Below are 12,085 nucleotides of genomic sequence, written 5' to 3' on the forward strand. Positions count from 1 at the left end.
GAATGGAGAATCCCGGCTATCTTGGGGTTCTTTACCGCGTTCTCTTACTGGAGCGTGAAAGAAAAGGTCGCGCCTGCGCCTTCCTGCGAATCCACCCAGATGCTTCCGCCGTGGACCTCCACGATACGCTTGACAAGGGCGAGTCCCACGCCGGTTCCCTCTGTGGCTGTGTTAAGTTTGTCGAACAAGCCGAAGATGCGTTTGTGGAATTCCTTTCTGATCCCAATCCCGTTATCGCGAACGAAGAAGATCGGCCGCTCATCCTCCAGGACATGGCCGATCTCGATCATGGGTTCCGGCTGGTTGCCCATGAACTTGATCGCGTTGTCGACCAAATTTTGGACGACTTCGACAACCCTCTCCTTATCCACGTAAACAGATGGAAGCCCGCTTCCGACCTTCACCCTGACCTGGTTCGCTGTTAATTGACCTTCGACCCGGTCCAATGCTTCGGCGACGATGTCGTCGAAAGGAACATCCTGCTTCTCGCTGGCAATGCGTCCCACCCTCGAAAGTTCGAGAAGCTCGCCCAGCAGCCGTTGCATTTTTTCAGTGGCGTCTGTGATCCGCTGGATATCCGTGTTCAGCTGGTCGAAGTTTCCCATGCGGGCATCCTGGGCGAGATAACCGAGGAAACCGCGGATGGTGATGAGGGGTGATTTCAGGTCGTGCGAGGCTGTGTAAACGAATCGCTCCAATTCCTCGTTCTTCAACTCAAGTTCGCGGATGAGACTATCCTGAATTTCCATCTCCTGACGAATGGAATCCTGTAAGCGCGTCTTTTCGATCGCGACTGCAAGGTTTGCCGCAATCGTGAGCAATGGGCGAACGTCCGTCTCGGTAAATGCGTATTCCCGCTCGCTGGATTCGATGGTTATAACGCCGATGACCTTCTCGTCCGTCATGATCGGCGTCGAAAAGGAAGATAGTACCGGCATCGCGTTTGTGTAGATTGCATTCATGGCCTTCGAGCGATCCATCCAGCCGCTTTCGATCAACACGGATTTTTTCATTTCCATAATCTGGGTGGTCATTCCTTCTCCATAGCGAATCGGGACATCTTTGCGCTTTTTTCCGTCTTCGTAGTCATAGGGGAAATGGATCAGGTTTGTGTTCGGATCGTGGATCGCGATCAGGACGTTATTGGCTTTGAATGCCATGCGGATCTGATCGCCTGTTTCCTGGATCAGTTTTTGCAAATCGCTTTTGCGTATCAGGGTCTCGCTTATCCCGTGGACCGCCTGGAGTTCGGCAATGCGTTTGTTTAATTGCTCCTCTGCTAGTTTGCGGTCGGTTATATCGAGCAGATATCCTTGAATAAGCGGCTGCCCGGGCTTGACGCGGATTAATCCCCTGTCTGAAATCCAAATATATGTCCCAGCACGGGTCAGGAATCTGTACTCGAGTTCGGGTATATTGTTTTCCCTTGTGGCTTCCGCTTCCGCCTTCATGATGCGATCGCGGTCGTCCGGGTGTACGCGCGAAAACCACAATCCGGGGCTGTTTATCCACTCATCCGGTTCGAAACCGGTCAACTGGGCGATCTGTGGGCTGATAAAATGCCATCTGCCCGTAATCCCGGGTTCCGCCGTATAAATGACCAGAGGAATACTTTCGACCAAGCCCCGATAACGGGCTTCCGCCTCCTGCAATTGGACCTGGTATTTTTTTCGCTCCGCAAGTTCCATCTCGGCGGATTGCGCCGAATTATTTAATCGAGTGATAACAAGCCACTGCAATGCGGTGATCAGGGCGATCGACAGGCTGATCGAAAAGTAATCTGAAAAACTGTTCAACCGGCTGAAAGGATTGACGAGCACACCTGCGGTCTCGAGCGCCCCGTAGATGCCGATCTCGACGATGAGACAGCATCCGATCACGAGTGTGCCGAATTTGCCTGCGAGTAATCCCGCGGCGATCAAAACAGCGATCAATCCCATCATTGCCGTGTCGCGGATTCCGTTATTCAGATAGACCAGGATCGAAAGGATGATCAGGGAGGAGGTTAAGGCAATCCAACTCGCAAGGGTTGTTTTTCCGTTGAAGGCCAACAGAACGGAAAGGGAAAATGCGCCGATCAGTACCAGCATGAATAAACGGCTGACGTCCATGAAAGCGAGGACGGAAGTCGTGATGAGGGCTGCCAGAAGGACGGCGAGGATCAGCGGCCTCAGTTCTGGTGCGACTGTATTAAGATACAAAGGTGTGGTTCGATGATTCGGTTTCATCGGGAAGATTAAATTCTACTTGATTCCCCACTGAACGGTACAATAAAGGAGATCTGTTCTTTAGACTTAACTTATCTGGAAGGTCAAGGAACCCTGGCGCCAGGGGACTGGAACAGAGCCACCGGTGGGATACGAACCCACGACCTGACGATTACGAATCGTCTGCTCTGCCAGCTGAGCTACGGTGGCGACTTTGAAAGCGGCGGGATTATAAAGGAATTGCCCCATTCATGCAAGTTTTTGGGTTTTCATGTCGTCTATAGGTCAGAGGTTCAAGCATGAGAATTGCGATGATTTCCTACCATACCTGTCCCCTGGCTACGCTGGGCGGGAAAGACACCGGTGGAATGAATGTTTACGTCCGCGACCTGACACGGGAACTGGGTCGTTTTGGGGTGCATGTGGATGTGTTTACGCGTTCGCAGGACGAACATGTTCCGCATGTCGTCCATGAATTGGGTTATGGGAACCGGGTGGTGCATATCCCGGCTGGACCTGAAGAGCCGCGAAGTAAAAGCGATATCGCAAAATATATCCCGGAATTCGTCGATGAGGTGTTGGAATTTACCGCCGAAAAGGGGATCACTTACGATGTTATCCACAGCCATTATTGGATGTCGGGTCTCGCCGCTGAAAAATTAAGTGATGCCTGGGGCGGTACGCCCATCGTGCATATGTTCCATACCCTCGGCGAAATGAAGAATCGCGTGGCGCGATCGGAGGATGAACGCGCGGGGGAGGATAGACTCCGGGGAGAGAGACAGGTCCTCCGGAGGGCGAACCGGGTGATTGTCGCCACATTGGCGGAATTGACTCAATTGAGATTCCTATATCGCGCAGATTCCAACAAAATGACCATCATTCCACCAGGCGTGGATACGGGACACTTTTATCCCATCCCGCCGGATGAGGCGAAACAATTCATCGGATTGAGACCGGAAAATCGCATGATCCTTTTTGTGGGACGCATCGAACCGTTGAAGGGGGTGGATACGTTGATCCAGGCGGTTGCCAGCCTTGATAAAAGCCTCTCGGGTCGTCGTCATCCTGTCCATCTGGCGATCATTGGCGGCGATCCGGATGTGAACCCGGACGAAATGTCCGAGGAGATGGCACGTCTCCAAAAATTGAGTGACGAACTATGCCTGGGCGGCATGGTCGTGTTTTTGGGAAAGCGTGCCCAGGATACCCTGTCATATTATTATTCCGCGGCTGAAGTTCTTGTCATGCCTTCGTTATATGAATCCTTCGGGATGGTCGCATTGGAAGCAATGGCATGCGGTACGCCGGTCATTGCTTCGGAAGTTGGCGGATTGGGTTATCTTGTGAAGGATGGCGTTACGGGTTACACCGTGCCAGACAGCGATCCGGAGGCATTGCGCATGAGGCTGTCAGGCCTTTTGGGAGATAATCGATTGCGAAATACGATGGGCGAAAATGCCGCCGATTATGCAAAAGAATATGATTGGTCGAAGATCGCTTCGTCCATCGTCAAAGTGTACGATGAGGTGATGTGCGAATCGCAGGCGGTGGGGGAGTGATTCTTTCCCGTTGGAAAGATTCTATTCCTTGAGTTTTACATGGAACAACGTCGAGCCGTCGAATTCCTTGATGCGAATTTCGAAGCGTTCTTTGAATTTACTGATCATTTTGGATAGTTGTTTATGACCGTACGTCCGCGGGTCAAAGGCGGGGTCGAGTTGGTACAGGGCGTTTCCCATGCTCGATAATGGCGCCCAGCCGTCTTGTTGAACCGCCATTTCGAATGCCTGGGTCAAAAGGGGGAGGGGATCGGGTTCGTCCTTTTTCTTTGCGCCGCCCTTTTGTGTTTTGAGATGCGTAGTGGTTCTTTTCGCAGCGACGAGATTTTCCGTATAGACGAACAGGTCGCAGGCATTTACGAACGGCTTGGGTGTCTTTTTCTCCCCGATGCCCATGACGAAGATGCCGGTTTCACGGATGCGCGTAGCCAGACGAGTGTAATCGCTGTCACTCGAAACGAGGCAGAAACCATCCACGACACCCGCATGCAGAATATCCATCGCATCGATGATCATCGCGCTGTCGGTGGCATTTTTTCCCACCGTGTATCTGAATTGCTGAATAGGTTGGAAGGCGTGGAAATTAAGCGTCTCCTTCCAGGAATTCATGCTGTTCGTTGTCCAGTCGCCGTAGATGCGGCGGAGAGTAACCTGTCCATGCCGGCCGGCTTCGACCAGCATTTGGGAAAGCAAACCTGCCTGGGCGTTGTCGCCGTCGATCAGCATGGCGATCTTGTTGCGAGAAAGTGTTTGGATTTTATCGTCGGGCATGATTTGATTATACCTTTTCCAGCCTGAATTTTTCAGGGATTATCGGTTATACTCTCCGGAACCATTTTACCCAGGAAGAAGATTTGTGAAGTCTTTATTGAGCAGGACATTCGATATCCGTGCCGGCGAAATTCGTCTAGTGGTCATCCTCAGCCTGCTCCTTTTGGGTAATACCGTCGCCCGGCAGATGACGGGCATTGTGGGAATCAGCGACCTGATCAATACAGCGGGTCCGAATCAGACACTGGTGGTCAATTCGATTAATGGGGTCATGATCTTCGTGACGGCCATGCTGGCGTCATTGATCATCGACCGATTCCACCGGGTGGAATTGTTGAAATGGACAACCTTCGGCTTTGCGATGGTTTTTGTCCTGACGGATATCATCTACCTCCTTCACGCGACGACGGAGGTCGTCGCAGCCATAGTCTATTTGATGTCGCAACAGCAATGGCTGTTATTCCCGATGTTCTTCTGGGTGCTGGCTAATGACCTTTTTGAGGTGGCGCAGGCAAAAAGGCTGATCCCTGTCATCGGCAGTTGGAGTTTCATCGGGAAGATGCTTGGCATCGGGGTGACCCTGCTCCCGGCTTTGTTCTTCCGCCTTGGCTGGCTCGATACCAATGAACTGACCCTGGATATGGTCATCCGATTGAATATTTTTTTCTATCTACTCGCGTTCCTGCTCATATCGATCGGTTTACGGAAGGTGAATATCCGCGCTGTGGATGCCGAGGACGAATCTGTGAAAGAGTCGTTGGGAGAGGGATGGGATTTCGTTCGCAAAGTGGATTCCTACCGGTTCCTGCTCCTGGCGATCGCAGCGGTTGCGGTATGCGATGTGATCGTGGAGTATCGTTTTTTCGTGGTCGCCAAGTCCACCATCTCCGAGCCGGTTGCTTATAAGGAATTCTACAGCCTTTATTTGCTGGGCGCTGCCATTTTATCCTTCTCCATACAAGGATTTGTGACAGGACGCTTGATCCAACGCATCCAGCTAAAAAACACTTTTCTCGTTCAACCCATCCTTGCGTTGATTTCTTCCTTTGCCATGCTCTTATCGCCCGGGATGATTTCGACCACGCTCAATTCCTTGCTTCTCAAGATCGGACGGAACACTGTTGATGAAGCGACTCGCAAGGCTTATCAGGGCTTCGTACCGGAAGAGCGGCGCGGACGGGTCGCTCTCTTTACGGATAATTTCGCGCCCGCGATCGGGATGCTGATTGCGGCTCTTCTGGGCATCCTGGTCATCTATATCTGCAACGCCATCGGATACGCAAACTCGTTTTATGTATATCTTGGGCTTACGGTAATTTTTGCGTGGATCGCAGTTTGGTTCATCATGAAAATGCGCGCATCCTATGATGACAGTTTGTTCAACTGGCGGCTCAGGCGGCGGAAGCGTGGCGGCGACCTATTAAAGGACATCGAATTTTAGTTTTGGATCGACATCAAGGAATTGCGCATATGACACAGGAGTTCGTATGAAGAACAGCACATTTAGAATTTCGTCCATCTCCATCCGCTATGCGATACCCGGTCTGCTTGCCCTGGTGATCATCATCGCCATTGGTCTGACCGCCTGGCTCTCTTACCAAAGTGGACTTGGCTCGGCCGAAACCCTAGCGGAAAGACTGAACGAAGAGGTCAGTTCGCGCATCAATGACCGGATCAATAGTTTTCTCGATCTGCCTCACATTTTCCACGAGATCAATCAGGCGGTTTTGGAGTCGGGGGACGCCGATCTTGAGGACTTCGATTCGATGCGTGAATTGTTCTGGGGCGAAGTCTTTGTAACCTCCTCCGTTCCCTATCTTTATTACGGCACACCGGCAGGAGAGTTTCTCGGCATAGATGTTATTTTTGGAAATGAACCCGCTTTCAAGATCCGGGACGAAGAAACTGCGCCGAATCGTGTGACATACAGTATGACTGCCGAAGGGGTGCCCTTGCAGGAACTAGAATCGAGAGAATACGACCCGCGTGAGCGGCCGTGGTATAAGGCGGCTATCGAGGCGGGTGGACCAACATGGTCCCCGATCTATGTGTTTTCGGCGCGACCCGTCCTGGGGATTTCCCCTGTTAGCCCCGTGTATGACCGTTTTGGCAACCTCAAGGGTGTTCTCGGAATCGATTTGACCTTGAGTGAGATGAGTGATTTCCTTCGTACGCTTGAGATCAGTGAGAATGGAGAAGCGTTCATTATCCAGCGTGACGGGAAACTGGTCGCTGCATCAACAGAAGAACAACCATTCAAGATCGTGGATGATGTGCAGCAATTACTGGATATCCGTGAAAGTGAATCCGCTTTGCTGCGCATAACCGCCGAGCAGATGTTAAGCCTTTACGGCGGTGATTTTTCGAATGTAAAGGACACGCGTGATATTAAATTCGAAAAGGATGGGGAGACATACTATGCCCAGATCGACATAATCTCCGATTCGCGTGGGTTGGATTGGATCAGTGTTGTTGTCGTCCCCTCCAGCGATTTTTTGGGACCTGTTATTCGGAACCTGCAAAACACGGCGTTATTCGGTCTGATCGTGCTTGTTTTGTCCACCATGCTTGGCTTTCTTCTGGCGAGCTGGATCATCCGCCCGATATTTACAGTCACGGATGTTGCCGCCAAGATCGAAGACTCGGTCTGGGATTTGGAGCCTCTGCATGGAGTGGTTCGGCGCACAGATGAACTCGGGCAGTTGGCGCGTGTCTTCGAGAAGATGGCAAAAGAGATCCAGGCGCGCGAAATGGAATTAAAGAGGCAGGTAGTCGCCTTGAGGATTCAGATCGATCAAAAGAAGCGCGAGACTCAGGTCAGCGAGATCGTCGAAAGCGATTTCTTCCAGGGATTGCAGGAAAAAGCGAAAAATATGAGAGAGGCGTTGGGTCGAAAGAAAGAGTAATCAGAATCTCCAATTGCAAGACTCGATCGGCTCACCCGCATGATCCCCGGTGGGCCGATGTTTTTTAACCGGCATTCAACCCGAGATGTTTCTCGATCAGCTTGTGGCTTTCCAGGATTGGCGGTCGGAGTTTTACGATCTCTTGTTCAGAGTATTTAACTAATCCATGATTGGATTCAATGCCGCTTCCGTAGGTGATATAGGGGACAAGATCGGGAAGGTGCTTGCCGGATGCGCAAACCGTATAATGGTCGGGGAGCACGACAATCCGGCTCGGCTTATCGTACGTTTTGAGATGTTTCATCAGCGGGGCGATGATCTGCGCGTCGATCTGTTCGATGGATTCGACTTTTCCGCGAACGTTATGGACGTGGGCTTCTTCATCCGGGGCGTTGCAATGGATAAGACAGACATCGAGGTGGTCCAGGCTCTCGAGCGCCGCATCCAGTTTCCCGCGTAGGTTTGAGCCGCGATATCCGGTTGCGCCTTTGGGGATCACGGCTTTGCCTCCCAGCAAGGTCGCCATCCCGTAGAGAAAACTCAACGCAGTGATGGTAAGGGACCGGTATTTCATAGGCGGGAAGGATCGGATGCGTCCTGCGCCCCAGGGCCAGAGCATCAAATCGTTTTTTCTTGAATTCAGGATCATCTCGACGAAGGGCTGATATGCAGACCCTTGATATTTCGGCATGAGTTCATGGATGGAACCCCCCATATTCTCGTGAGGCTCGTACAATTCGAGAAGGCTTTCGTCAAGCGGACAGTTGCGATAGATCAGCACATTTCTATAACTCAAGTCGTGCTGCAGATCGAAAGGATCGGGGATATCGACACTTTGCAAATAAGCGGCGGCATCTGCTTCGTTGATCTGCCCGGCGGTGAAATCCTCAAGAATATCCTTTGAATTGACACGCACGATGTTGCATCGGGTGATCAGGTCGTTCGGTTCCATCTGAATGCCCAGGGTGTAGGCCTCAAAGATCGAGCGTCCGCGCGGGACGTATTCCGGTGGGTAGTAGCCCAGAATGCCCATGATTCCCACAAGGCTTCCAAGCGGCAGACCGTCATGCATCGTCTTTGCCAGACCGACCGCGCCGTTCATAAGCATCTCGTCCATGCCGGGGGTTTCCGCCGCCTCGGCTGGCGACCTGCCCCCCAATTCCTCGTATCGGATATCGCACATTCCATCGGGGATGACGATGATCAATTTCATAGCACATTTCCTTTTACCGCTAAAACCGAAATTACAAATTAAACCCCTGCGATCAATGCTCCTTACTGAAAACGTTGCATATATCGATCTGTCAAGGAATTGGTTTTACAACTCCCACATCTGCAGGAATACCGCCAAAGAGCTGGATATCCCGGCAGGATTGTTTGTCGATGCGCAGGAGCACGACTTCATTAGAAAGCCCGTCCACTTGGATGATCGTATCCGTCTTGTAGGTCGAATCCACGGTCAGCTTCAAGGTCACCTGGTTTTGGACGGGAAGATTGGAAACGCAGGATTTTTTATCCGGGTGAACGCGTCCTTCGTCATTGGCGCGCAGAAGACCGCAGGTATTCGGAAGGTCGACATTCCCTGTGTTCTTTACAACGACATAAGCATTGGTCACTTCTCCCATCCCGTTTTGGATGTCGATGCTTGTGTTGCATCCAAGGATCTCGATGGCAACCGATGGGAATGGAACCAGAGTATTCGTGGCGGATGGCGGTGCGAATGTAGGTGATAGGGTTGGAGATGCCGTTTCGGACGGGGTCGGGGATATGGGCACGGACGACGTCATAACCGGCGTTACTGTAAAATTCAACGTCGGCGGAGGAATGATAAAGGGAGTGGCGGTGAAAATGGGCGGAGTATTGGTTGGCGGCGGAGATAATACGGGGAATGGTTGCGGAGCCACCCCCCAGATATCGCAGGATGTAAGGCATAGCCCCAGGAAAACGATGATTATTCGCTTCATGGAAGTATTATACCGCCCTCTCGATGGAGGGCGAATAATTCCGATCCATGACAAACGCGTTATCGCATGATCGAAAGCGTGCGAATTTCATAGTATTATATTGGGATGACCCGTATGCAGCAGAAACGGTTTGTATTCCTTTTATGTTCGGTTGTGCTCAGCGCGTGCTCCATGGCTGACCTGTTCCCATCGACCAGCACGCCTGTGCCGTCCGTGACGCCGATCATTACCTTTACGCCGATCGATACGCCTACGAGTACAAAAACCTTGAAACCGACCGCGTCGGCAACCATTGTCCGCATTCCCACCCAGGACCCAAACCAGCCCACTTTCACGCCGTTTGCGCTCGCTCAGATACTTGTCGATGGCAACACCATCACGCCGGTCGCGACCTCGACCAGGGAAGTTCCTGGTCCCGGTTTCCTCACAGTTGAGTACGCGCCGATCAAGATCTATTGGGGCGGCTGCGAACCGAATCATGTCAATGTCCGGGCGGTTGTGGAAGATCCCGATCAAGTTTTCAGCGTGATCATTTTCGTCCGGGTCAGGGATATCAATAAAGAGGATTACACTCCCTGGACGTCCGGCGAAGTCATGCTCAACCGGGGTCAGGGTGAGTTTACTTATAAACTTGTTGGAAGCAAGATCTATGGACACAATCATTATCTGCGTTCGTGGGTTTATTTCCAGCTGGTCGCTACCGATATCGAAGGCGAAGAGATCGGGAGAACTCGCGTCTTCGAAAAGGCGTTCGATATGTATCCATGTCCATGCCTGACCCCGTTGACGGGCTGCCCCGTTGCAACGCCCAGACCGACGAAAACTCCAAAGCCATGAAGAAAAAAACAGTACTTTCGATTTTGGCAACGACTTTATCTGCCGCCTGTGCGTTGGGACCGTTTGTTCCTGTCCCGACTCAAACACCGGCGCCCACTCAGACGGAAACAGCCACGCTTCCTCCCACACCTACGCCTGTCCTTGCCACCCTGACCTTTACCCCCACTCCAACATTGATCGGTTTCAGGACGGCAACATTCACTCCAGCCGAATCCACAACCCCCGAATCGACCATTACCGCATTTACCACCGTCACATTGACCGCATCCAGTACACCGCTGCCGCCTGTCAAAACCGAAGGGTTTATTTCGATAAACACTTCTTTGACTGAAATCTTCAAAGCCAGGGGATGCGAACCGTCTGTTGTGCGCTTCACGGCGCAGGTGATCGACCCGACGGCGACCGAATACGTCCTCCTGTTCGTCCGTTTTAAAAGTTTGAAAGCGGAGCGGGTGGGAAAATGGACAAAAATCGACATGATCCCGATCGGCGCTGGGACATTTATCCACGACCTCTCCTCCGACCAGATAAAAGACGACGCCTATTTTGACTCTTCATGGATCGAGTATCAGATCGTATCGACGACCAAATCGGGCAGTGAGAATGGGCGTACCGACATTTTCAAGGAAAGGCTGAAAATGCTGGAATGCGACCCTACATCCATCACTGCCACAAATACCACAGCTCCATAATGGACTTCCCAAAAGACTTTATTCGTTTTTTGACCTCCGCTACGCGTGTCGCTGTCCTTACTGGAGCCGGTGTTTCGCAAGAGAGCGGTCTCCGCACCTTTCGCGACGCTCAAACCGGACTTTGGTCTCAGTACAAACCAGAAGATTTAGCCTCCCCTGAAGCCTTTGCCAGCGATCCCAAACTCGTCTGGGATTGGTATGCCTGGCGCCGGGAGGCGATCAAAGGTGTGCGGCCAAATGCCGGTCATTATGCTCTTGTAGAAATGGAACACCGGATTCCGGAATTCACCCTGATCACACAGAACGTGGACGGACTTCACCGTTTTGCCGGGAGCCAGAACGTACTTGAATTGCATGGGAATATACAAAGAGTGCGCTGCTCGAATTGCGGGAAGTTGGCCGAGATGTGGGATGAAAACATAGAACAAGTTCCTCAGTGCTTGAATTGCGGCGGGTTACTGAGACCTGACGTTGTCTGGTTTGGCGAATCCTTGCCAAGGGCAGAACTTGAGTCCGCTGTCGAAGCTGCGCGGTCCTGCCAGCTGTTCTTCTCCATCGGAACATCGGGTGTGGTCCAGCCAGCCGCCTCCCTTGCTCATGCCGCGCGCAATAAAGGTTCCGTCGTCGTCGAGATCAACGCCGAACCGACCCCGCTCACACCCAAAGTGGATTTTTCCTTTCATGGCAAGTCCGGCTTCATTTTGCCCGAGTTGGTCAAGGCAGTATGGGGAATTTAGCCGTCTTATTTTGCCTGGAACAGTGTGATCTGCATTCCATCCGGGTCTTGCAAGCGGACGTTGAGATCGTCCCAGGGCGTCAAAACGGGTTCATGCACCAAAGTCGCGCCATTGGCTAACATTCGCTCCATTGCCGCTTTCAAGTCGGGGACCTGCAATGCAAACCGCACCTGCCCGCTGACACGCTTCCCGGCTTCCAATCCATCGATGACTTCCGCCTGTCGTTCGTCGAAGATCTCCAGCGTGGCTTTTCCCATTTCGAGCATCAACGCCCTGCCGCCGTCATTGTTCCAGACGGCAGCTGGCTCGATCCCCAATCCCAGACAATAAAACTTGACAAGCCTTTCGTAATCCGGGGTGGTAACAGCAACACGTAATTCGAAGATGGGTGGTTTTGTATCAGACATAT

Annotated in this window: 11 protein-coding genes and 1 tRNA gene; 6 read left to right on the plus strand and 6 right to left on the minus strand. The window is 52.0% G+C overall.

Going from position 1 to position 12,085, the window contains the following annotated elements; genetic code table 11:
- Nucleotides 1–44 precede the first annotated feature (44 nt).
- Nucleotides 45–2,228 carry a PAS domain-containing protein gene (locus HS100_14935; protein MBE7435208.1) on the minus strand — a complete coding sequence of 728 codons (2,184 nt, stop codon included), beginning with the start codon at nt 2,226–2,228 and terminating at the stop codon, nt 45–47.
- 116 nt (nt 2,229–2,344) lie between these two features.
- A tRNA-Thr gene (locus tag HS100_14940) sits at nt 2,345–2,417 on the minus strand.
- An 89-nt stretch (nt 2,418–2,506) separates the two neighbouring features.
- Between HS100_14940 and HS100_14945 the strand changes: the two genes are divergently transcribed.
- The gene (locus HS100_14945; protein MBE7435209.1) at nt 2,507–3,769 is read left to right on the plus strand and encodes a glycosyltransferase; all 1,263 of its coding nucleotides are present in this window, start codon (nt 2,507–2,509) and stop codon (nt 3,767–3,769) included.
- Between the two features lie 21 nt (nt 3,770–3,790).
- Here HS100_14945 and HS100_14950 read toward each other — a convergent pair whose 3' ends face one another.
- On the minus strand, nt 3,791–4,540 hold the full coding sequence (locus HS100_14950; protein ID MBE7435210.1) for an NYN domain-containing protein: 750 nt from the start codon (nt 4,538–4,540) through the stop codon (nt 3,791–3,793).
- A gap of 85 nt (nt 4,541–4,625) precedes the next feature.
- Here HS100_14950 and HS100_14955 point away from each other — a divergent pair, with 85 nt between their 5' ends.
- Nucleotides 4,626–5,981, plus strand: coding sequence for a hypothetical protein (locus HS100_14955; GenBank protein ID MBE7435211.1), 1,356 nt, complete (start codon nt 4,626–4,628; stop codon nt 5,979–5,981).
- Nucleotides 5,982–6,027: 46 nt separating this feature from the next.
- Nucleotides 6,028–7,446: a HAMP domain-containing protein gene (locus HS100_14960; protein MBE7435212.1), complete on the plus strand. Its 1,419-nt coding sequence runs from the start codon at nt 6,028–6,030 to the stop codon at nt 7,444–7,446.
- A 64-nt stretch (nt 7,447–7,510) separates the two neighbouring features.
- Here HS100_14960 and HS100_14965 read toward each other — a convergent pair whose 3' ends face one another.
- A complete protein-coding gene (locus tag HS100_14965) occupies nt 7,511–8,659 on the minus strand; it encodes a hypothetical protein (protein MBE7435213.1) in 1,149 nt (382 codons plus the stop codon).
- A gap of 91 nt (nt 8,660–8,750) precedes the next feature.
- Complete coding sequence (locus HS100_14970; GenBank protein ID MBE7435214.1) at nt 8,751–9,410, minus strand: hypothetical protein; 660 nt, start codon at nt 9,408–9,410, stop codon at nt 8,751–8,753.
- Nucleotides 9,411–9,524: 114 nt separating this feature from the next.
- Here HS100_14970 and HS100_14975 point away from each other — a divergent pair, with 114 nt between their 5' ends.
- The 3 genes from HS100_14975 to HS100_14985 are packed head-to-tail and all read left to right on the plus strand — an operon-like array spanning nt 9,525 to nt 11,676.
- Entirely contained in the window at nt 9,525–10,247 is a 723-nt protein-coding gene (locus HS100_14975; GenBank protein ID MBE7435215.1) for a hypothetical protein, read from the plus strand.
- On the plus strand, nt 10,244–10,939 hold the full coding sequence (locus tag HS100_14980) for a hypothetical protein (GenBank protein MBE7435216.1): 696 nt from the start codon (nt 10,244–10,246) through the stop codon (nt 10,937–10,939). The genes HS100_14975 and HS100_14980 overlap by 4 nt, the downstream gene beginning before the upstream one ends.
- Nucleotides 10,939–11,676: an NAD-dependent deacylase gene (locus HS100_14985; GenBank protein MBE7435217.1), complete on the plus strand. Its 738-nt coding sequence runs from the start codon at nt 10,939–10,941 to the stop codon at nt 11,674–11,676. Before HS100_14980 ends, HS100_14985 begins: the two co-directional genes overlap by 1 nt.
- A 5-nt stretch (nt 11,677–11,681) precedes the next feature.
- Here the strand turns inward: HS100_14985 and HS100_14990 are convergent, their stop codons facing one another.
- Nucleotides 11,682–12,083: a VOC family protein gene (locus HS100_14990; GenBank protein MBE7435218.1), complete on the minus strand. Its 402-nt coding sequence runs from the start codon at nt 12,081–12,083 to the stop codon at nt 11,682–11,684.
- Between the last annotated feature and the right edge of the window lie 2 nt (nt 12,084–12,085).

The organism is Anaerolineales bacterium, from assembly GCA_015075725.1.
GTDB lineage: Bacteria > Chloroflexota > Anaerolineae > Anaerolineales > Villigracilaceae > Villigracilis.

Bases quoted from the DNA above. Each gene is read 5' to 3' on its own strand.
- HS100_14935 (MBE7435208.1), bottom strand. From the start codon at position 2,228: ATGAAACCGAATCATCGAACCACACCTTTGTATCTTAATACAGTCGCA.
- HS100_14945 (MBE7435209.1), top strand. From the start codon at position 2,507: ATGAGAATTGCGATGATTTCCTACCATACCTGTCCCCTGGCTACGCTG.
- HS100_14950 (MBE7435210.1), bottom strand. From the start codon at position 4,540: ATGCCCGACGATAAAATCCAAACACTTTCTCGCAACAAGATCGCCATG.
- HS100_14960 (MBE7435212.1), top strand. From the start codon at position 6,028: ATGAAGAACAGCACATTTAGAATTTCGTCCATCTCCATCCGCTATGCG.
- HS100_14965 (MBE7435213.1), bottom strand. From the start codon at position 8,659: ATGAAATTGATCATCGTCATCCCCGATGGAATGTGCGATATCCGATAC.
- HS100_14970 (MBE7435214.1), bottom strand. From the start codon at position 9,410: ATGAAGCGAATAATCATCGTTTTCCTGGGGCTATGCCTTACATCCTGC.
- HS100_14975 (MBE7435215.1), top strand. From the start codon at position 9,525: ATGCAGCAGAAACGGTTTGTATTCCTTTTATGTTCGGTTGTGCTCAGC.
- HS100_14980 (MBE7435216.1), top strand. From the start codon at position 10,244: ATGAAGAAAAAAACAGTACTTTCGATTTTGGCAACGACTTTATCTGCC.
- HS100_14985 (MBE7435217.1), top strand. From the start codon at position 10,939: ATGGACTTCCCAAAAGACTTTATTCGTTTTTTGACCTCCGCTACGCGT.
- HS100_14990 (MBE7435218.1), bottom strand. From the start codon at position 12,083: ATGTCTGATACAAAACCACCCATCTTCGAATTACGTGTTGCTGTTACC.